The sequence below is a fragment of the Kitasatospora sp. NPDC034023 genome, from assembly GCF_055575795.1.
The window spans coordinates 393,664-413,684 of record NZ_JBVIRY010000001.1 but is presented as its reverse complement, the minus strand read 5'-3'; the positions used below and the strand labels follow the sequence as shown (position 1 = coordinate 413,684).

At 74.2% G+C, this 20,021-nt stretch carries 15 protein-coding genes, 1 tRNA gene and 1 riboswitch; of the genes, 9 read left to right on the top strand and 7 right to left on the bottom strand.

The window, feature by feature from the left end; genetic code table 11:
* Positions 1-54: 54 nt before the first annotated feature.
* Complete coding sequence (locus ACZ52R_RS01830; protein ID WP_465752495.1) at positions 55-1,257, top strand: hypothetical protein; 1,203 nt, start codon at positions 55-57, stop codon at positions 1,255-1,257.
* Between the two features lie 149 nt (positions 1,258-1,406).
* Here ACZ52R_RS01830 and ACZ52R_RS01825 read toward each other — a convergent pair whose 3' ends face one another.
* Together ACZ52R_RS01825 and ACZ52R_RS01820 are read right to left on the bottom strand one after the other, a co-directional pair.
* Complete coding sequence (locus ACZ52R_RS01825; RefSeq protein ID WP_465622286.1) at positions 1,407-2,906, bottom strand: aminopeptidase P family protein; 1,500 nt, start codon at positions 2,904-2,906, stop codon at positions 1,407-1,409.
* Positions 2,907-3,031: 125 nt separating this feature from the next.
* Complete coding sequence (locus tag ACZ52R_RS01820; RefSeq protein WP_465622288.1) at positions 3,032-4,477, bottom strand: PP2C family protein-serine/threonine phosphatase; 1,446 nt, start codon at positions 4,475-4,477, stop codon at positions 3,032-3,034.
* Positions 4,478-5,084: 607 nt separating this feature from the next.
* Here ACZ52R_RS01820 and ACZ52R_RS01815 point away from each other — a divergent pair.
* A complete protein-coding gene (locus ACZ52R_RS01815; RefSeq protein ID WP_360496556.1) occupies positions 5,085-5,720 on the top strand; it encodes a bifunctional DNA primase/polymerase in 636 nt (211 codons plus the stop codon).
* Between the two features lie 230 nt (positions 5,721-5,950).
* Here the strand turns inward: ACZ52R_RS01815 and ACZ52R_RS01810 are convergent, their stop codons facing one another.
* From ACZ52R_RS01810 to ACZ52R_RS01795, 4 genes are all read right to left on the bottom strand, one after another.
* Positions 5,951-6,934, bottom strand: a complete 984-nt coding sequence (locus tag ACZ52R_RS01810; protein ID WP_465622289.1) for a DUF5926 family protein — start codon at positions 6,932-6,934, stop codon at positions 5,951-5,953.
* Between the two features lie 132 nt (positions 6,935-7,066).
* On the bottom strand, positions 7,067-7,486 hold the full coding sequence (locus ACZ52R_RS01805) for an ATP-binding protein (RefSeq protein WP_465622291.1): 420 nt from the start codon (positions 7,484-7,486) through the stop codon (positions 7,067-7,069).
* 430 nt (positions 7,487-7,916) lie between these two features.
* Entirely contained in the window at positions 7,917-8,741 is an 825-nt protein-coding gene (locus tag ACZ52R_RS01800; RefSeq protein ID WP_360496547.1) for a glycerophosphodiester phosphodiesterase family protein, read from the bottom strand.
* A gap of 120 nt (positions 8,742-8,861) precedes the next feature.
* Positions 8,862-10,298 carry a purine-cytosine permease family protein gene (locus ACZ52R_RS01795; RefSeq protein ID WP_465661499.1) on the bottom strand — a complete coding sequence of 479 codons (1,437 nt, stop codon included), beginning with the start codon at positions 10,296-10,298 and terminating at the stop codon, positions 8,862-8,864.
* A riboswitch (TPP riboswitch) is annotated at positions 10,291-10,437 on the bottom strand. (Overlaps the previous gene by 8 nt.)
* A 210-nt stretch (positions 10,438-10,647) precedes the next feature.
* Here ACZ52R_RS01795 and ACZ52R_RS01790 point away from each other — a divergent pair.
* From ACZ52R_RS01790 to ACZ52R_RS01760, 7 genes are all read left to right on the top strand, one after another.
* The gene (locus tag ACZ52R_RS01790; RefSeq protein WP_465752493.1) at positions 10,648-12,558 is read left to right on the top strand and encodes a S1C family serine protease; all 1,911 of its coding nucleotides are present in this window, start codon (positions 10,648-10,650) and stop codon (positions 12,556-12,558) included.
* Between the two features lie 77 nt (positions 12,559-12,635).
* Positions 12,636-12,723: transfer RNA gene (locus ACZ52R_RS01785), tRNA-Ser, on the top strand.
* Positions 12,724-12,854: 131 nt separating this feature from the next.
* Positions 12,855-13,682: a MerR family transcriptional regulator gene (locus tag ACZ52R_RS01780; RefSeq protein ID WP_465622295.1), complete on the top strand. Its 828-nt coding sequence runs from the start codon at positions 12,855-12,857 to the stop codon at positions 13,680-13,682.
* A gap of 46 nt (positions 13,683-13,728) precedes the next feature.
* Positions 13,729-14,973, top strand: a complete 1,245-nt coding sequence (locus tag ACZ52R_RS01775) for an MFS transporter (protein ID WP_465752491.1) — start codon at positions 13,729-13,731, stop codon at positions 14,971-14,973.
* A 256-nt stretch (positions 14,974-15,229) separates the two neighbouring features.
* Positions 15,230-16,594, top strand: coding sequence for an FAD-binding oxidoreductase (locus ACZ52R_RS01770; RefSeq protein ID WP_465622298.1), 1,365 nt, complete (start codon positions 15,230-15,232; stop codon positions 16,592-16,594).
* Between the two features lie 568 nt (positions 16,595-17,162).
* A complete protein-coding gene (locus ACZ52R_RS01765) occupies positions 17,163-17,492 on the top strand; it encodes a hypothetical protein (RefSeq protein WP_465622299.1) in 330 nt (109 codons plus the stop codon).
* A 479-nt stretch (positions 17,493-17,971) separates the two neighbouring features.
* Entirely contained in the window at positions 17,972-18,766 is a 795-nt protein-coding gene (locus ACZ52R_RS01760; RefSeq protein WP_465661490.1) for a pyridoxine/pyridoxamine 5'-phosphate oxidase, read from the top strand.
* Positions 18,767-18,826: 60 nt separating this feature from the next.
* On the opposite strand, the gene ACZ52R_RS01755 is transcribed toward ACZ52R_RS01760, so the two are convergent.
* On the bottom strand, positions 18,827-19,894 hold the full coding sequence (locus ACZ52R_RS01755; RefSeq protein ID WP_465752489.1) for an EamA family transporter: 1,068 nt from the start codon (positions 19,892-19,894) through the stop codon (positions 18,827-18,829).
* Between the last annotated feature and the right edge of the window lie 127 nt (positions 19,895-20,021).

Genomic DNA, 20,021 nt, shown 5'->3' with positions numbered 1-20,021 from the left:
CACGCGAGCACCACCACCATTCACCTTTTCTGTGTCCTCTGGGGGGACTGTCACATGAACGCGTCCGTTATCGCCCGTATTGCGAAGATTGTTCCGCTTGCCGTCATCGCTGCCGTCGGGGTCGCCGCCTGCGCCCCGGCGGGGGCCGCGCTTCAGGCCGCCCCCACCGCCGTTCGCTCCGCCGGGACGGTGTCGGCCGCCGGGACGGCCGCCCCGACCTCGGTCCCCGACGAGACCGCCGCCGCGACCCCCGCCGTGCCCGCCCAGACCGCACCGACCGCGGCTCCGTCCGACTCCTCCGGTCCCGCGCCGGCCGCCGCGGTGACCACCCGGCCCGCCACCAAGGCAGCCACCAAGCCCGCGACCAAGCCCTCCCCCACGGCGGACACCAAGCCCGTCGCCAAGGACGGCGGCATCGGGATCACCTTCGCCGGCCTGAAGGAGGGTCAGCAGGTCCAGGTGGGCGACCAGGTGTCCTTCGCGGTGACCTGGAAGAACAACGACTCCTCGGGCAGCCGCGCGGTGGCGCCGGTGGTGGCGACGCAGGACTTCGAGGGTGCGAAGTGCCAGCAGCAGCTCGCGATGGCGCAGGGCACGCTGGAGCGCAAGGACGCGTCGGGCTGGAAGGCCATGCCGGCGCTGAGCCAGGGCGGTGGGATGGACTACGCCGGCACGGGCGACGACGCGGCCTTCACCCTGGCCGCGGGCGAGAGCCGGACCGTCGAGTACCGGATGGTCCTGGACGCGGGCAACCAGCCGGGCCGGCTGGCCGTCGAGGCGGACGCCGTGCTGCCGTCCTCCCTCAAGCCCATGGCGAAGTCCGTGGTGACCACGTCTGTCGTCGACCGCCACCGCCCGGTGGTGAACTCGGTGTCGGCCCCCACCGCGCTCGTCGTCGGCAAGACCCCGACCGAGTTCTCCTTCAAGGTCTCGTCGCCGGACGGGTCGGCCCTGATGCGCCCCGTGGTACGGCTGTCCCTCCCCACCGGCGAGGGGCTGACCGGGTCGGACGTCACGATGGAGGCGAAGGTCGGCAACGAGTGGAAGTCCTTCGAGGTGACCGCGGACTGCAACGGCCGGCTCGGGGTGGCACCGGCCGAGCTGGTCGGCGTGATGACGGGCAACCCGGTCGAGTACACGTTCCGGGTCGGTCTGAAGCGGACCGGCAGCGCCGGGTCGGTGGAGATCCGGGTCGGCGGCGACTCGGACGGTCACTCCGGCGAGACCGTCGCGGTCCGGCCCGCCGTCCAGCGCTGACCCCGACGCACCAGGGCCGCAACGCACGAGGGCCCCGGACGCATGAGGGCCGCAGCGCACCAGGGCCGCAGCGCATGAGGCCCCGGACGCACGAGGGCCCGGCCTCCCGAGCAGTAGCGGAGGCCGGGCCCTTCGGGGTGCGGGGTGGCTCAGGCGAGCGAGGCCATCCAGGCCTCGACGTCCTCGGCGCGGCGGGGGAGGCCGGCCGAGAGGTTCTCGTTGCCGTCGGCGGTGACCAGGATGTCGTCCTCGATCCGGACGCCGATGCCGCGGTACTCCTCGGGCACGGTCAGGTCGTCCTGCTGGAAGTACAGGCCGGGCTCGACGGTGAGCACCATGCCGGGCACCAGCAGGGCGTCGACGTGCTCCTCGCGGCGGGAGTGGGCGCAGTCGTGGACGTCCAGGCCGAGCATGTGGCCGGTGCCGTGGAGGGTCCAGCGGCGCTGCAGGCCCAGCTCCAGGACCTTCTCGACGTCGTACACGGAGGCGTCCAGCAGGCCCCAGGCGAGCAGGCGCTCGGCGAGCACCCGCTGCGAGGCGTCGTGGAAGTCGCGGAAGCGGCCGCCGGGCTTCACCGCGGCGATGCCGGCTTCCTGGGCGTCGTACACGGCGTCGTAGATCTTGCGCTGCAGCTCGGTGAAGCGGCCGTTGATCGGCAGGCTGCGGGTGACGTCGGCGGTGTAGAGGGTGTGGGTCTCCACGCCCGCGTCCAGCAGCAGCAGGTCGCCGGGGCGCACGTCGCCGTCGTTGCGGACCCAGTGCAGGGTGGTGGCGTGCGGGCCGGCGGCGGCGATGGTGCCGTAGCCGACGTCGTTGCCCTCGACCCGGGCGCGGCGCCAGAAGGTGCCCTCGATCCAGCGCTCGGAGGTGGCGACGGCCTGGCCGAGCTCGCGGACCACGTCGGTGAAGCCCTTGACGGTGGCGTCGCAGGCGGCGCGCAGCTCGCCGATCTCCCACTCGTCCTTGACCAGCCGCAGGCCGCTCAGGAACTCCTTGAACTCGGCGTCCCGGTCGGCGTCCAGGACGTCGGCGAGCGCGGTCTCCAGGCCGGCGTCGTAGCCGCGGACGATCCGGGTGGGGACGGCGGAGCCCTCGGCCCGCTCGGCCAGCTCCTCGGCGGCCTTGCGGACGTCGCGCGCGGGCAGGCCGAGCAGCTGCTCCTGCTCGCTCAGGCTGTTCCGGCGGCCGACCCACAGCTCGCCGTGGCCGTCGAGCCAGAACTCGCCGTTCTCGCGGTCCGAGCGGGGCAGCAGGTAGAGGGTGAACTCGTGGCCGGTCTCGCCGGTGGGCTCGGCGACCAGTACGGCGTCCTCGGTCTGGTCGCCGGTGAGGTGCACGTACTCGCTGGAGGCGCGGAAGGCGTAGTCGGTGTCGTTGGAGCGCACCCGCAGGTTGCCGGCCGGGACGACCAGGCGCACGCCGGGGTAGGCGGCGGACAGCTCGGCGCGGCGCGCGGCCGCGTACGGGGCCTGGGCGACGGGCGTGAGGCCGTGCAGCTCGGTGTCGGCCCACCCGGACTTCATCGAGGCGGCCAGTTCGTCGGAGATCTCGCCGTAGAGGCCGTTCTTGCGGCCCTTGAACTCCTGCGGCTCCTCGCCGCCCTCGGCCTCGGGGTTCTCGGCCACCGCGGGGGTACGGTCCTCGGTCACGTGCAACGCCTCCTTGGGGGGTGGTACCGCCGCCCCTCGGGGGAGTGTCGGATCGCGACACGCGCGGGCGGCCGTGCGTCCATGGTACGGACGCCCGGCCACTCGCCTGTTCCAGGTCCGGACGGCTACTCGAAGCGGGCCGCGAGCAGCATCAGGTCGTCGGTGGCCGCGGCCTCCGGGGCGGGGCAGACGGCCAGCAGGTGGGCGCAGAGCCGGTCGGGATCGAGCCGGACGTCGCGGGGGGCGTCGGCGGCGGCCCGGCGCAGGTTGTTCTGCCCGGCGTGCAGGGTCGGCCCGCAGCGGCGGGCCAGCCCCTCGGTGTAGAGCAGCAGGGTGTCGCCGCGTTCGGCGGTGAACTCCACCCCGGGCGCCTCCCAGCAGGCCAGCATGCCGAGCGGGGCGGAGAGCGAGGTCTCCACGAACTCGGCGCCGTGCCGGCCGACCAGGACCGGCGGGCAGTGCCCGGCGCCGGCCAGGGTGACCCGGCGCTCCTCGGGCTCGAGCCAGGCGTAGACGGCGGTGGCGGTGCGGGTCGGCTCGGTGGTCTTGAGCAGCAGCTCCAGGTCGCCGAGGACGGAGACCGGGTCCTCGCCCTCCAGCACCGCGTAGGCCCGCAGCGCGGCCCGGACCCGGCCCATCGCGGCGGCCGCGCCGGGGGCGGAGCCGGGGCCCGCGCCGGGGCCGTCGCCGGAGACGGAGCCGACGGTGAGGCCGACGGTGCCGTCGGGGAGCGGGATCGCGTCGTACCAGTCGCTGCCGCAGGAGCGGTCCAGTCCGGCCGGGACGAGCCGGGCGGCCAGTCGCAGTCCGGCGGTGCGGGGGAGGCGGTCGGGCAGCAGGCCGCGGCGCAGCGCTTCGGTGGTGCGCAGGATCCGCTCCGCCTCGAGCTGCTTGGCGAGCAGCGGGGCGGCGATCTCGCAGTAGTGGCGGGCCAGCTGGCGCTGGCACTCGGTCGGTTCGGCGGGCTCGTCGTAGAACCAGAGGGCGGCGGCGAGCGGGCCGTCCTCGACGGTGGCGAGCGGCAGGCCGTAGGCGCCGCCCAGGCCGAGGTGGACGGCGAGCTCGCGCAGCCGCCCGCCGATGGACGGGTCCTCGGCGAGGTCGGGGGAGTGCAGCTGCTCGGGCCGGTCCTGTTCGCACAGCAGCCGGGAGAGCAGGCTCTGCTCGGTCGGGACGGTCTCCAGGGCGCCGAGGCTGGCGCGGTCGAGGCCGAGGCCGACCGGCTGGCCGGGGCCGCCACCGGCCGTCCGGGTGACCAGGACGCCGCGGCGGGCGCCGAGCAGGGCGGCACCGGAGGCGAGGAGGGTGTCCAGGGTGGCGGTGAGGCCGCGGGCCCGGGCGAGCCGCTCGGTGTGTACGTGCAGGCTGGTGATATCGGACAGACGTCCGGCCAAACGGTCCTGCATCGCGGTGGACGGTGCCGTGCGGTCGTCCGCCGGGCCGTCCGGTGCGTCGGTGGGGCCGGGGAGCCCCGGCGGGTCGAGGACGGTGAGCCCGCCTGCGCAGCCGGGTTCGCGCGGCTCGGCGGTCGTCGTCGAGGGGAGGGCCATCGACGGGTGGGACTCGGTCATGCCGCCACTCCTGACGCGGTGGTACGGGCCATGCGGAACCCCCAGATACGGCCGATGTGGAGCGAGCACGGCCAAAGGGCGTGTTTCGCCTCGATTCGCTACTACTCGTCATTGATCGACAGCAATGCCACCACTTCTACACAGGCCATTCGGGGCATGTCCAGATCCAGGACGACGCGGTCGCCGGTTCCACAGCCATCGCGACCCGGTCGGAGGGCGTGCATGGCTCGTGCGCGCGCCGGTCGGGCCGGGAGGCATGGAGCGAGCCGCGAGCGGGCAGAACCGAGGGACGGACCGGGCGGCCGTCCGGATCGTATGCCCGTGCCGCCCGGGAGCCGGGCCGGCCGGAAGTCTCTCACTCGTACGGTGGAACCAAGCGCGCCCGGGCGGCGTCCATCCGGTCGCATACGGGATTCTCGTTCCAAGGGCTGTTTCAGTGCGCGGCCCTTCTCATGTCGTGCTCCACGTCGTAGCCGCGCCGTCCGCCTTGCCGCCCGCCCCGCTCCGCACCTTTTCGGGGCCGTGCCGCGGCGGGCCCGTGCGGTGGCTGCCGACGGATGCCGACGGAGCGGAGCGAACCGAGCGGTCAGGGAAAGGAACGAGCGCCATGCGTGAGAACCCGAAGGACCGGTCGGAGGAGCGTGCCGCCCGACTGGCCGCGGCCCTGGCGGCCGCCGTCGACCACCGCTGGCCCGTGGTGCCGGGCGCCGTGCTGCGCGACGGACGCTGCTCCTGCGGCGACCAGGACTGCGCCGTCCCCGGCGCGCACCCGCACGACCCCTCGCTGCTGGCCGCCACCACGGACGCCCGGATGGTGCGCTGGTGGTGGGAGCGGCAGAGCCCGGACGCGGCGGTGCTGGCCGCCACCGGTTCCACGGTCTCGGCCGTCAGCCTGCCCGCGGCGGCCGGCGCGCGGGCGCTGGCCTACCTGGGCGCGCTGCGGATGCCGCTCGGCCCGGTGCTGGCGATGCCGGGCCGCTACGCGCTGCTGGTGGCCCCCTACTCGCTGGACGTGCTCGGCGAGATGCTCGCCCAACTCCCTTGGGTGCCGGGCTCGGTGCGCTACCACGGGTCGGGCGGCTTCCTGTCGCTGCCGCCCGGCGGGTCGGCCGGCCCGGTGCGCTGGGTGCTGGCGCCGCGACCGGGTGCGGGCGGCGGGGTCTGGCTGCCGCAGGTCGGGCCGCTGCTGGGCGAGTTGGTGGAGGCGACGGTCCGGCTGGACAGCGGCCGCTCGGCGTACTGATCCGCGGTGATCCACGCGGTCGTCGGAAGGATCGTCGGAAGGGCCGTCGGAAGGGGCCGTCCGGAAAAACAAAAGATCCGGCCGCTGGCGACGGGGGATGCACCAGCGACCGGACTCTTTAGACAGTAACAAGGATCCGCGCCCGCGCCAATTTCCAAGACGCCCTCCACGCCTGGAAATTGCGCGTTCACGGCGACAATGTGACGCGTATCACGCGGATCCTGCGTGCTTTAGTTCAAGGTGACCTGACGGTTCACCAGGTTCGCGCGGGCGCGCCGCTCCTCGGCGGTCAGCGGGGTTCCGTCGGCGAGGACGGCGGTGAGCCGCTCGCCGAACTCGGCGGCCGGCTTCTCGCAGTCGGCGGCCGTCATCGCGAGCGGCAGATCCCACACCGGGACGGTCAGGCCGTGCGCGCGGAACGAGCCGACCAGGCGGGTGTCCGGGCCGAGCGAGGCCTCACCGGCGGCGTTCAGCCGGGCCAGCGCGTCCAGCAGCTGCTCCTCGGGCACGGTCATCACCCAGCGCAGGTGGTTCTTGTCCGGGGTGCCGCACCAGTAGGCGGCGTCGACGCTGCCCAGCTTCTCGGTCGGGATGGCCGAGGCGTTGGCGCGCTCCAGGGAGGCGGCGACCTCTCCGGTGGCGGTCTCGGCGTCCTCCAGCCAGAACTCGAAGCCGGTGTGCACGACGGGCGCGAACGCGGCGGTGGTGTCCAGCAGGTCCTGCAGGCGGCGCCCGCCCGGGACGGTCCGGCGGGCCGGCACCGGGGTGCCCGGCTCGGTGGCCAGGGCCAGCTCCAGGGCGTCCGCGAGGTCGCGGCTGAGGTCGCCGGAGGCGGACTGGGTCTGCAGGCCGAGCAGGATCGAGCCGTCCTGGCGGCGCAGGGCCGGCCAGGCCAGCGGCAGCACGGTGGCCAGGGTCACCGACGGGACGTCGCCCTCGGCGCCGTCGGCCACGCCGGGGGCCAGCGTCAGCGGCACCGTGGCGGCGGGCACCAGCTCGCGCAGCGCCACCCAGTCGGCCTCGCCCGACAGGCCCTCGAACGGGCGGTGCACCAGCTCCTGCACCGCGTGCGAGGCCTCCCGGCCGTGGCAGGCCTTGTAGCGGCGGCCCGAGCCGCAGGGGCAGTCCTCGCGGGCCCCGACCACGGGGATCTCGCCCGTGACGGCGGTGGTGGACTGGCGCTGCGGCGCCTTCTTGGCGGCCTTCTTGCCCATGGTGCGGCTCTCCCGGGAACGGTGGTCCTGTGTCCCGGGAAGCCTACTGACGTTCCTGCGGCACCCGCGCTTCCCCCGGCGCGCGCGAACGCGCCGGGGCGGGGCGGGCAGACGGGGCGGGCGTACGGGGCTCTACGCGCTACGGGCGTCGCCTCCGGTGCGCCGGGCGTGCCGGGCGCGGGCGGGCAGCGCCGCCCAGACCGTCACCTCGCCGGGCGCGTCGCGCACGCCCCAGTCGCCGGCCAGCTGGTCGACGATGCTCAGGCCGCGGCCACCGCGCGAGGTCAGCGAGGGACGGGCGGGCAGCGGCCGGGTGGCCGCGCCGCCGTCGGTGACCTCCAGCGTCAGCATGCCGTCCGCGTGCAGCTGCCAGCGGACCAGCACACCGCCGTCCGGCTCGTCCGTGCCTTCGCGGTGCTCCGGGCCGCCGGGCGCGGGATGCGTCCCGGACGGGACGCCGACCAGCACCTGCCCGAGCACCTCGGCTCGCGCGCCGCGACCGAGCGCCGGCAGCGGGCCGAGCGGACGGGCGTACCGGCACGCATTGCTCAACAGTTCGGAAAGGATCAGAACAGCATCATCGATGACCGGTTCCGGTATCTTCCGGTCACCCAGATCTCGACGCAGTCGGCGCCGTGCGACCCCGACACTCGCTGGGCCGTGCGGCACTGCCATGGTCGATGAAGTCGGCACTTCACGCGCCACCATCAACGCCACCCCCGGACCTCCTTCAGCGTATGCCGAGGGAGAGATGCCCCTTGGTAATGCGTCGGAAACGAGCACCAGGCGATCCCGCGAGCCCATTTCGAGCGTGGCGACCGAGGGTCGACATGAGGTCATTCCATGCTCACCCTCTGTCGTCCGAGGGCAAGAATTTCCGGCAATATCGTGCGAGGAAGGTTTGACTGCCGACCAGAGTGATCAGTGCGCACCGGTACGGCCGTCGGTGCGGCCGTCGGTACGTCGGCGGATCACCGTCCGGTCACCGGCCGAGCTGCGCCAGCACCTCGGCGGGCCGGTTGGTGATGATCGCGGAAACGCCGAGTTCCAGGCAGAGTTCGACGTCGGCCGGTTCGTCCACCGTCCACACGTGCACCTCGTGCCCCAGCTCCCGCAGCCGGGTCACCAGCTGCGGACGGGCCCGCACCAGCTCGATGCCCGGCCCGGCGATCCGCGCCCCGCCCGGCAGCGGCGCACCCTCGCGCAGCTTGCCGAGCAGCGGCAGCGTCCGCTCGAACAGGAACACCCGCCGGTACTCCGGCGCGGCGGCGGCCACCCGGTTCAGCGCGATCGACGAGAAGCTCATGATCCGGGCGGACGGGCGGTCGCCCTCCCGGGCCGCGCCGATCTTGAACCGCTCCAGCATCCGCAGCAGCTCGGCCTCCACCAGGCCGCGGAAGCGCACCGGGTGCTTGGTCTCGATCGCCAGGTCCACCGGGCGGCCGCAGTCCACTACCAGCTCCAGCAGACGCTCCAGCGGCAGCACGCCGCGCAGCTCCGGGTCGGTGCTGGGGCGGCCGGTCTTCCAGGCCCCGAAGTCGTACGACTGCAGCTCGGCGAGCGTCATCGCCGAGACGGTGCCGCGGCCGTTGGACACCCGGCCGATCCGCCGGTCGTGCACGCAGACCAGGTGGCCGTCGGCCGTCACCCGGACGTCGCACTCCACCGCGTCCGCGCCCTCGTCGAGCGCGCGCCGGTAGGCCGCGAGGGTGTGTTCGGGCAGGGCGTGGGAGGAACCGCGGTGGGCGATCACCTGGACGGACGGCGCGGTGCGCGCCTCCGGCGAGGACAGGTCTGGGCTGGTCACAGGGCCAACGATAGGCGGCGGAGGTAACGCGGAGGCGAAGACGGCCCCAACCTGTGGGGCCGTCTCCGGGTGCCGGGTGCCGGGTGCTGGGTTCGGGTACCCGGCGCCCGGCGCCCGGCGTCAGCGCGCGGCGCGGCGGGAGAGCGGGGTGAGCGCCCAGGTGGCCAGGGCCGGCACCAGGAAGGCGAACAGCGAGGCCGACGTCCACTCCTGCGGGGTGAAGTGCAGGGCCTCCTGGGCGGCGGTCCAGAAGTTCGTCCACCAGTCGGCGACCTTGGTCGGCGCGATGAACTGGTAGACGGCGAAGCCCAGCACCCACGGCAGCAGCATCGTCCAGCGGGCGGGCGCGTCCTCGGAGAGGTTCCAGCCGCGGCGCCCGGCGCCGAGGAAGAAGTCCACCGCCAGCACCGCCAGCAGCGGCACGAACACCGAGCCGATCAGGCCGAGGAAGCTGTAGTAGGTGTCGGTGAACTGGTCGATCTGCAGCGCCAGCACGGTGGTCAGCACGCCGATCACGCCGCTCAGCACCCGGCGGTCCACCCGCGGCAGCAGGTTCTGCACCGACATCGCGGTCGAGTACACGTTGGCGAACGACTGGTCCGTCTCGCGCAGCACCAGCACCAGCAGGAACAGCCAGCCGGCCCAGACGCCGAGGAAGGAGTCGAAGAGCTTGTTCGGGTCGCCACCGGACTGCAGCAGCGCCATCAGGCCGAGCACGTAGCACCAGACCTGGGCGATCGTGTAGCCGGAGAAGCTGCCCCAGAACGCCGAGCGCGGGGTGCGCGAGTGCCGGGTGTAGTCGGCGGCCAGCGGGACGAAGGAGATCGACACCGCGATCATCGCGTCGGTCGCGCCCAGGAAGCCGTGCCAGTTGCCGGCGCCCGGGTCCGGCACGCCCTGGCGGCCCAGCTGGACCGTGAAGTACACCATCGCGACGGCGACCGCCCCGGCCACGAAGCGGCGCAGCACCGCGATCGAGCCCAGCGGCCAGATGGTCAGCGCGGTCGTCAGGGCGCCCGCGAGCAGCACGAACAGCCAGCGGTAGCCGGTGGTGTGGGCGACGGTCTGGGCGCCCGCCGAGATCGTCAGCAGCTCGAACACGCCCCAGCCGACGCACTGCACGATGTTCAGCACCGTCGGCAGGTACGACAGCCGGGTGCCGAACAGCCCGCGCAGGTTCGCCATCGCGGGGGCGCCGGTCCGGGCGCCGATCAGCGCGGCCACGCCGAGCATCGCGGTGCCGACCGCCGTACCGACCACGATCGCGGTCACCGCGGCGGCCAGCGACAGCTCGCTGCCGGGGGCGCCGAGCACGGTGGCGGCGGTCGAGAAGCCGATCAGGCTGACGCCCAGGTTCATCCAGAGCGCGAAGTGGTCCCGGAAGCGCAGCGTGCGCGGCGGCTCGGTGTCCAGGACCAGCGGCGCCTCGACGCGCTCGGAACGGTCCCGCACGGCGGTCGCCGTGGTGGCCGCAGCGGTGGTCGCCGCAGCGGTGGACTCGGGGAAATCCTTGGACGCGGCAGCGTCCGAAGAAGAGGATGACGAAGCAGACGGCATGGCCGATACTCCCTACGCCGGCATTACCCGGACAGGTTCCGGCGGTCAGCGCCCCCTCGACCGTCCACCTCGCTCGCGTGGCGTACGGTCGACATGCGCACTCTCAGCCTGGTCGGTCCAAGCTCCCGCGTGTCAGTTTGGAGCGACAGGCTAACCGGCACAGGGGTGAACACCCAAGGCCAGGGCGTGCGCGGTCCGCATCGCGGGACGCCCGGCGGGGAGGGGGGAGCCCTCGGCCGTCGGCACCGGCTAAGGATTCTTATGAGTTCTTCAGAGGGGTCCTTACGGCAATCGAATCGACAGTGCGAAAAACTATGGTCCTTGGTTCTGCCAGCTATGGAGGTCGTCCGTGAGCACCGAGCGCGAGGTTGGGCCCACCGGGCCGCAGGGGGAGCAGCCCGCCGGCCAGGGGGCGGCTGAGTCCGCTTCCGAAGGCCCCGCTCAGGGCGGGCACCAGTCGACCATGGCCTTCCGCCGGGTCCCCGAGCCGGAGGCGGCCACCGGCGAGGCCGTCCCCGCCGAGGCCGCCCCGGCGGACGCGGCGCCGGCGGACGGCGGGCACAAGCCGACCATGGCGTTCCGTCGGGTGCCCGAACCCGAGGCGGCCACCGGCGAGGCCGGCACGGCCGAGACCGTCCCGGCCGAGGGCGGGCACAAGCCCACCGTCGCCTTCACCAAGGTCCCCGCGCCGGAGGCACCGGCGGCCGCGCCCGAGGCAGCCGCCCCGCCGGTGGCGCCCGCCGCGCCGGTCGCCGAGGAGCACGCCGTCGACCCGGCCACCGGGTACATCGACGCGCCGCCGCCGGTCCTGCCGCCCGCCGCGCCCGTGGCCCCGGCGGCAGCGCCCGTGGCCCCGGCGCTGCCGCCGGCCGCCAACCCGTACGCCACCCCGACCCACGGCGTCCCCGCCGCCGGTGCGCACGACGCGTACGGCGCCGCCGCAGCCGCCCCCGGTACCCCGGCCGCCCACGGCACGCCCGCCGCGCACGGCCACCACCCGTTCGGTGCGGGCCAGCCGCTCGGCGGCTGGGGCCCGACCCACGACGCCACCTCCGGCGGCGCGGGCTACCCCGGCGGCCCGGCGGGCCCGCTCGGCTACCCGGCCGACTACCCCGGCGGCCCGGACGGCGGCGGCCCGCGCAAGAAGCGCGGTGGACTGGTCGCCCTGATCGCTGCCGTCGCACTGGTCGCCGGTGTGGCCGGCGGCGCGCTCGGCGTGACCGTGGCCGACCGCAACGACAGCAGCAGCTCCGCGGACGACCACCGCAGCACCACCGTCCAGGCCAGCGACACCCAGAAGAACGAGCCCTCCCCCGGCTCGATCGCCGCCATCGCGCAGAAGGCGCTGCCCAGCGTCGTCACCATCAAGGCGCAGGGCAACGGCGAGTCCGGCACCGGCACCGGCTTCGTCTTCGACACCGAGGGCCACATCCTCACCAACAACCACGTGGTCGCGCCGACCCTCAACGGCGGCAAGCTGACCGTCAAGTTCGCCGACGGCACCTCGTACAACGCCTCGGTGCTGGGCCACGCCGAGGGCTACGACGTCGCCGTGGTCAAGATCGACAACCCGCCGAAGAGCAAGCTGGCCCCGCTGCCGCTGGCCGACTCCGACAAGGTCAACGTCGGCGACGCCACCGTCGCGATCGGCGCGCCGTACGGCCTGGAGTCCACCGTCACCAGCGGCATCATCAGCGCCAAGGACCGCCCGGTCGCCTCCGGCGACGACACCGGCTCGCAGGCCTCGTACATGAACGCCCTGCAGACCGACGCCTCGATCAACCCCGGCAACTCCGGCGGCCCGCTGCTCGACTCCGGCGGCGCCGTGGTCGGCATCAACTCGGCGATCCAGTCCAACGCCTCCGCCAACGGCCGGGCCGGCAGCATCGGCCTGGGCTTCGCCATCCCGATCAACCAGGCCAAGTGGGTCGCGGACACCCTGATCAAGACCGGCAAGCCGGTCTACGCCAAGCTCGACGTGCTGCGCAACGACGACTACAAGGGCGACGGCGCGCAGATCCAGACCAAGGACATCCAGGGCCAGCCCGCCGTCACCCCCGGCGGCGCCGCCGACAAGGCCGGCCTCAAGCCGGGCGACGTCATCACCAAGCTCGGCGGCGTGCCGATCGAGAACGGCCCCGCCCTGGTCAGCCGGATCTGGACGCACAAGCCCGGCGAGACCGTCGACGTCGAGTACACCCGCAACGGCCAGACCCTCACCACCAAGGTCACCCTCGGCCAGCGCGACGGCGACCAGTGACCGCCGCCCGCTGACCCGCGACGCCGCGAAACCGTGTGCGCCGAACCCCGCGGGACCCGTTAGGCTGACCTCCGCCTGGAGAGCTGCCCGAGCGGCCTAAGGGAACAGTCTTGAAAACTGTCGTGGCGTGACCCGTCACCGTGGGTTCGAATCCCACGCTCTCCGCTGGTTAGGAGAACCACCTGCTCAGGGCGGGTGCCGACATCAAGTCGGCACCCGCTCTCGGTGTTTCCGGGGAGCGGTCCGGCGGTCGGGGTTGACCCTGACACCGTGGGAGGCGATGGGGTGGACGCATCATGTTGAACATCGGAGACTTCGCCAGCCACGGCCGGGTGTCGGTGCGGATGCTGCGCCACTACGACGCGATCGGCCTGCTGCGGCCCGCCCGGGTGGACCCGGTCAGCGGCTACCGCTCGTACGAGGCGGCCCAACTCGCCCGGCTCAACCGGGTGATCGCGCTCAAGGAGCTCGGCTTCACGCTGCAGCAGGTGCGGGCCGTCCTGGACGACGAGGTGGACGCCGCCGAACTGCGCGGGATGCTGCGGCTGCGGCGGGCCCAACTCGCCGAGGCGATCGCGGCGGACGAGCTGCGGCTGGCCCGGGTGGAGGCGAGGCTCCGGACGATCGAGAGTGAGGGGACCATGTCCACGCACGATGTCGTGGTGAAGCCGGTGCCGTCCGTCCGGGTGGCCCAACTGGCCGGTGTGGCCGCGAGTTACGAGCCCGAGGACATCACGCCGGTGATCGGCCCGCTGTTCGACGAGCTGTGCCGACGGCTGGCCGCGGCCGGGATCGAGGCGACCGGCCCGTCCGTCGCCCGGTACGAGGACGCGCCGGAGGGTGACGGCTCGGTGCTGATCCTGGTCGCCGTCCCGGTCGGGCCGTCGGTGCGGCCGGGCGCGCACGACTTCGAGGTGCTCGACCTGCCGCCGATCGGGGAGGCGGCGACCATCGTGCACCGCGGCTCGATGGACGCAGTGCTCGGCACCGTCCAGGAACTGGCCCGCTTCATCGAGGAGAACGGCTACCGCTCGGCCGGGTACGCCCGGGAGCTGTACCTGGAGTGCCCGGACGACCAGGCCGGGTGGGTCACCGAGCTCCAGGAGCCGGTGGTCCGCCGGTAGACCGCGCTTGCCCTCGACCGGGTCGAGGGTCCTAGCGTCGCCCGGCATGACCACCGCCACCGCCCCCGCTGCCGGTACCGCCGCTGCCACCGCCACCGCCACTGCCGCGCGGGCGCCGCTGCCCGTGCCGTACCTGCTCTGGCTGGCCGGGACCCAGGCCGGACTGCTGGGCGACGCCGCGCTCTACTTCGCCCTCGGCTGGGCCGCCACCGCGCACGGCGGCGGGGCGGCCGGCCTCGTCCTGACCGCGATCACCGTGCCGCGGACGGCACTGGTCCTGCTGGGCGGTGCGGTCGCGGACCGGTTCGGCGCCCGCCGCGTGATGCTCGCCGGGGACACGGTGATGCTGGTCGCGACCGCCGCCATCGCGCTCGTCGCGGGCAGCCGGGGCACGCCGCTGTGGCTGCTGGTCGCGGGGGCGGCCGTGATCGGAACCGTCGACGCCTTCTACCTCCCGGCGAGCGGGTCGATGCCCGGCCGGCTGGTGCCGGACGAGCGGCTGCCCCGGGCACTCGCGCTGCGCCAGGCCGGTGGGCAGAGCGCCGTCCTGCTCGGGGCGCCGCTGGGCGGCCTGCTGGTCGCTGTCGGCGGGTTGCCCGGTGCGGCGGTGGCGGACGCGGTGAGCTTCGGGGTCGTCCTGCTGGTCCTGCTGTGGGTCCGGCCCCGGGAGGAGACGCCGGCCGCCGCGCCGGCCGGCCTGCTGCGCGAGGCGGCGTCCGGCGTCCGGCTCGCCCTGCGCGACCCGCTGCTGCGGGCCGCGCTGCTGCTCACCGGCGCGGCCGCCGGGGCACTGCTGCCGGTGGTGTCGCTCCTCGGCCCGCTGCTCGCCAGGGCGCACGGCTGGACGGCGGGAACGGCTGGCCTGGTGACCGGCGGACAGGCGGCCGGGGTGCTCACCGTGGCCGGCCTGGTCGCCTGGCGGGGCGCGCTCGCCCGGGCGGGTGTCGGGGCGGCGGCCGGGCTCTGCACGGCGTCGGCGGGGATCGCGCTGCTGGCGCTCGCCGCGGGGCCGGTGGCGGCGTTGGCGGGCAGCGCGGTGGCGGGCGTCGGCTCGGGGCTCTTCGCCTGCCATCTCGGACCGCTGGTGCTGACCGGCGCCCCGCCCTCCCATCTCTCCCGTGTACAGGCCCTGTTGACGCTCGTGCAGAGCGTGTCCCTGGTGCTGTCGAACGCCCTGCTGGGCCTGCTCGCGGATGCGGCGGGCGCCGCCCTGCCCACCCTCCTCTGCGCCCTCGCCACCGCCACCGCCGGCCTCACCGCCCTGGCCACTCCCACTCTCCGCCGGGCCTGACCCGCAGCGGGAGCCCTGCCCACCCGCCCCGCGACGCCCACACGCCCGGGCCCTCGCCGATTCCTCGCCCCCGTCGGGCGCCCTCCGCACCCTGTCCGGGGCCCACTCGCCCCACACGGCCCCTGAACTCCGCCCCTTCCGCTCGCCGCCGCCGGGCGGCCTCCCCGCCCGTCCCAGGGCCCACTTGCCCCGCCACCGGCACGCGGGCAGAGTGCGGAGGTGGAGGCTGGTCGGGCGGCGAGCGGAGGCGGCGGCGATGGGTGATCTGACGGACCGACTGGCGCAGGGCCTCCCGGCCGGGGCCGTGGTGGTGGACCCCGATGTGACCGCCGCGTACAGCCGCGACATGGCGGGGTTCTGTGCGGCCGGCGTCCCTGCCGTGGTGGTGTTCCCGGAGACGGTCGAGCAGGTGCGGCACGTGATGCGCACCGCGACCGAGCTGCGGGTGCCCGTGGTGCCGCAGGGCGCCCGGACCGGGCTGTCGGGTGCGGCGAACGCGGTGGACGGCTGTGTCGTGCTGTCGCTGGTGAAGCTGAACCGGATCCTGGAGATCGACCCGGTGAACCGGATCGCGGTGGTCGAGCCCGGCGTGGTGAACGCCGAACTCTCGCGGGCCGCAGAGGAGTTGGGTCTGTCGTACCCGCCGGACCCGTCCAGCTGGGAGTCCTGCACGATCGGCGGCAACATCGGGACCGGTGCGGGCGGTCTCTGCTGCGTGAAGTACGGCGTCACCAGTGAGTACGTGCTCGGCCTGGACGTGGTGCTGGCGGACGGGCGGCTGTTGTCCACCGGTCGCCGGACGGCCAAGGGCGTGGCCGGGTACGACCTGACCCGGCTGTTCGTCGGTTCGGAGGGGACGCTCGGCGTGGTGGTCCGGGCCGTACTGGCGCTGCGGCCCGCGCCGGCCCCACAGCTGGCGCTGGCGGCGGAGTTCCCGAGCGCGGACGCGGCCGGTGCGGCGGTCTGCGAGGTGATGGCGCGGGGCCTGACTCCGTCGCTGATGGAGCTGATGGACGCGGTCTCCGTGCGGGCCGTGAACGAGTTGGGGCGGATGGGGCTGCCCGAGTCGACCCAGGCGCTGCTGCTGGTGGCGTTCGACGGACCGGACCGGGTGGGCGAGCTGGCACGGGTCGCGCGGTTGTGCCGGGAGGCCGGGGCGACCGAGGTGGTGCCGGCCGAGGACGAGGCGGAGTCCGATCTGTTGCTGGCGGCCCGGCGGCTGGCGCTGCCCGCGATGGACCGCTTGGGCACGACGATGATCGACGATGTGGCGGTGCCGCGTTCCCGGCTGGCCGAGATGCTGAACGGGGTCGCGGCGATCGCCGAGCGGCACGGGCTGACCATCGGGGTGGTCAGTCATGCCGGGGACGGCAACACCCACCCGATCGTGATCTTCGACGCCGCGGACGAGGGGCAGGCCGCACGGGCCCAGCGTTCCTTCGACGAGATCATGGCGCTCGGGCTGGAGCTGGGTGGCACGATCACCGGGGAGCACGGGGTGGGGCTGCTCAAGCGGGACTGGCTGGCCCGCGAGCTGGGCCCGGTGGCGCTGGACCTGCACCGGCAGCTGAAGGCGGTCTTCGACCCGCTGGGAATCCTGAACCCGGGCAAGATGGTCTGATTTTCGACGGCGCCCGTCGGCAGCTTTCCCGGGCCCGGGCCCGCGCCCGCGACGGCGCCCGCGCCCGCGACGGCGCCCGCGCCCGCGACGGCGCCCGCGCCCGCGACGGCGCCCGCGCCCGCGACGGCGCCCGCGCCCGCGACGGCGCCGGTCCCTACGCCGTTTCAGTGTGACTTTCCGATGGTCTGCGAATGGCTGAAAAGTCGACATGGAAGGGTGATCGAACTTTTTCGGGGGCGCGTTCGCGACCCGTCTGCGCCGGGGTGGTGCGCTTGGTGGTTCGCAGGGCGTCGAAGCGCCGCTCCAGATCGCTCTCGAACCAGCGGCCGTCCGGGCGAAGGGCCAGCTCATTGGCGGTGTGTCGGCGCGCCGTCCGGTTCTCAGGTCGTTATGCGCGGCCTGGATGGATATCACGCGAACGGGCGAAATCCTCCCGTCGAGCTAGTGCTTTGTCGATTTGTTGCGGAAGTCTGTCTTCCGGCGTCGCAGCCCGCAGGTGTTCGTCTGGCCGGCGAACCCCGCACACCATGCTCGACATTGCACTCTGAACAGATTTCTGGAGGCTTACATGGCTCGCATGCACACCCGACGGGGGGCCGGAGTCCTGCTCGCCGGCCCGCTCGCGGCCGGTCTGCTGCTGGCGGGTGCCGGCGTTGCCGCCGCCGACAACGGCGCGGGCGCCGCGGCCGGCTCCAACGCCGGAGTGGTGTCCAACGTCGGCACCGGCAACGTGTTCGGCGGGGTCGACGGCAACTACGTCTCCACGCAGCAGACGGCCACCGGCTCCGGCGCCTCGAACCAGAACAACACCCTCGCGGCGAAGGACAACGCGGGCGCCATCCTGGCCGGACAGGGCAACAAGAACGTCAACGTCATCTTCGCCCCGATCGTCCCCTGACCGTACGGCCGCACCGAGTCCCATCGAGTACCACCGAGGGCGGGGGCGCCGGAGGTGGGTGGCCGCGGGTGAGCTGATCGCTCGCGGACGGGCTCGGACCGGACCGGTTCGGGAAAGCGGAACGGAACACCGGAACCACCGGAACAAGCAAACAGAGGAAACCGCGCATCACCAAGGGAACAGCGCATGACCGGCCAGCGGAAAGGGTCACCGCGAAACCGGCCTTGTGGGCGGCGCCGCCATCGGCACCGCCCACGAGTGCGTCCGGCGCCGTTCCCCGCTGCCCCGCTGCCCCTGCTGCCCCTGCTGCCACCGCCGTCCCCGCCGACCGGCCGCGATCCCTCCACCGAGGGCCCGCGCCCGGGTCCGTCGGCCCACGGCGGTACGGTTGCGCTCCGACAGCACACCGCGCGCCAGGGCTTGAAAGGGACGGCCCGGGCCGGGGTGGCGACCGCGGCAATCGGAAGGAAGGGCTCGCGATGGCGGCGGAGGAGGAGGGCCTGAGCGGCCCGGACGAGGCGAGGCACGCATCGGAGCCGGAGCCGGGGGCGGGGGCACGCCCGGAGCCGTCCGCCGAGTCGGCCTGCGCGCGCCGGCCCGAGCCCAGGTCCGTCCCCGAGTTGCTGCTCGGTCGCCCGCCGATGGCCCGCCCGCTGCCGTCCTTCGACCACGAGGCCGCCTCCGCCGCGCCCGGCCCGCTGTTCGTGGAATGGCTCGCCACCGCCCTGGACGCCGGGGTGCTGGACCCGCAGGCGTTCACCCTCTCCACCGTCGACGCGGACGGCATGCCGGACGCCCGGGTGCTGGTGCTGCGCGACGTCGACGCGGCCGGCACCGGCTGGAACTTCTCCGCCGCCGCCGACAGCCCCAAGGGCCGTCAGCTCGCCGACCACCCGGCCGCCGCGCTGACCGTCTACTGGCCGCAGCTGGGCCGCCAGGTGCGGGTGCGCGGCACCGTCGAGCGGGCCGCCGACCTGGTCGCCGCCGCCGAGTTCGCGACCCGCTCGCCCGCCGCCCGGGCCTCCTCGCTGGTCGGTCGGCAGAGCGAGCCGCTGGCTTCGCTGGTCGAGTACGACGAGGCGGTGGGCGTCGCCCGGCGCCGGCTGGAGGCGCACCCGGACGTCGTTCCGCCCGGGCACGCCGTCTACACCCTGTGGGCGCACGAGGTGGAGTTCTGGCAGGGCGACTCCCAGCGCCGGCACGTCCGGCTGCGCTACACCCGCACCGGCCCGGTCAGCTCCCCGGACTGGTCGCGCACCCTGCTCTGGCCGTAGGACGTTCGGACCCCGCTCCGGCCGCCGGGCGCCCGAACGCCCGGGTCGGCGAGGGCCGGGTCAGCGACGGCCGGTCAGCGTGGCGCCCACGCTGGCCGCCACCACGCAGCCGATTCCGGCCAGCTGCGGCGCGCCCAGCAGTTGGCCCAGCACCACCAGGCCGACCAGCGCGCTGACCGCCGGCTCGAGGCTGACCAGCACGCTGAACACCCGCTGCGGCATCCGGCGCAGCGCGGTCATCTCCAGCGCGTACGGGATCACCGGCAGCAGCAGCGATACCCCGGCCACCGAGGCGAGCAGCAGCAGCGGCGAGGCGCCGGGTGCGGTCAGCCCGTCCCAGGCCTCGCCGAGCCCGAGCGGCGCCAGCGTCAGCGCGCCGACCGTCATCGACACCGCCAGCCCCTGGAACCCCTGGAAGGCCGCGCCGACCTTGTCGGTGAACAGGATGTACGCGGCGTAGCAGGCGGCTGCCCCGAAGGCGTACAGCAGGCCGACCGGGTCGAGCGAGCCGCCGCCGTCGCCCTCGCCGAGCAGGGTCAGCAGCACCACGCCGGCGGCCGCGAGCAGGGCCCAGAGCAGGTGGCTGGCGCGCCGGGCGAAGACCAGGGCGACCGCGAGCGGGCCGAGGAACTCGATGGTCGCGGCGGTGCCCATCGGCAGCCGGTCGATCGCCCCGGCGAACAGGCAGGTCATCCCGGCCGAGGCCATGCCGAGCAGGGCGGCCGCGCCGAGGTCGCGCGGGCGCTTGTCGCGCAGCTTCGGGCGGGTGACGGCGAGCAGGATGACGGCGGCGAAGCCGAGCCGCAGGAAGGTCGTGCCGCTGACCCCGAGCGGGCCGAAGAGCGGCTTGGACAGCGCGATGCCGGTCTGCACCAGGAACATCGCGGTCAGACAGAGAAGCGGCGCCGGGATCCGCTCCGGGCGCCGCAGGACCTTGCCGAACCGGCCACTGGATCGGCCGGGGTGGACCTCGGGTGGCGCCGCGGAGCCGGACGCCCCACCTCGTCGCCAGCTGCCCCGCTCGCCGGCAGGCTCGCCCTTGGGGGCGGGCGGCATGGCAAGGGCCTCGGCGACGGCGACGGCCGACGTCGAGGCGGTGGGGGTTTCGCTGGTATGGGAGGTGGGCATATCGGCGAGTTTGCCGTAAGGAGTGATGAACGGGCAAGCTCGTTACAAAAATCGGGACGGATGCGGATGGGTGCGCCCGAAAGGGTGGACCCGCGAGCGGGTGGCGGCGTGGCTGCCGCATTCATCC

Excerpts from the sequence above, each read along its gene's own strand:
- ACZ52R_RS01830 (WP_465752495.1), top strand. The coding sequence starts at position 55 with ATGAACGCGTCCGTTATCGCCCGTATTGCGAAGATTGTTCCGCTTGCC.
- ACZ52R_RS01820 (WP_465622288.1), bottom strand. The coding sequence starts at position 4,477 with ATGACCGAGTCCCACCCGTCGATGGCCCTCCCCTCGACGACGACCGCC.
- ACZ52R_RS01815 (WP_360496556.1), top strand. The coding sequence starts at position 5,085 with ATGCGTGAGAACCCGAAGGACCGGTCGGAGGAGCGTGCCGCCCGACTG.
- ACZ52R_RS01810 (WP_465622289.1), bottom strand. The coding sequence starts at position 6,934 with ATGGGCAAGAAGGCCGCCAAGAAGGCGCCGCAGCGCCAGTCCACCACC.
- ACZ52R_RS01795 (WP_465661499.1), bottom strand. The coding sequence starts at position 10,298 with ATGCCGTCTGCTTCGTCATCCTCTTCTTCGGACGCTGCCGCGTCCAAG.
- ACZ52R_RS01780 (WP_465622295.1), top strand. The coding sequence starts at position 12,855 with ATGTTGAACATCGGAGACTTCGCCAGCCACGGCCGGGTGTCGGTGCGG.
- ACZ52R_RS01775 (WP_465752491.1), top strand. The coding sequence starts at position 13,729 with ATGACCACCGCCACCGCCCCCGCTGCCGGTACCGCCGCTGCCACCGCC.
- ACZ52R_RS01770 (WP_465622298.1), top strand. The coding sequence starts at position 15,230 with ATGGGTGATCTGACGGACCGACTGGCGCAGGGCCTCCCGGCCGGGGCC.
- ACZ52R_RS01765 (WP_465622299.1), top strand. The coding sequence starts at position 17,163 with ATGGCTCGCATGCACACCCGACGGGGGGCCGGAGTCCTGCTCGCCGGC.
- ACZ52R_RS01760 (WP_465661490.1), top strand. The coding sequence starts at position 17,972 with ATGGCGGCGGAGGAGGAGGGCCTGAGCGGCCCGGACGAGGCGAGGCAC.
- ACZ52R_RS01755 (WP_465752489.1), bottom strand. The coding sequence starts at position 19,894 with ATGCCCACCTCCCATACCAGCGAAACCCCCACCGCCTCGACGTCGGCC.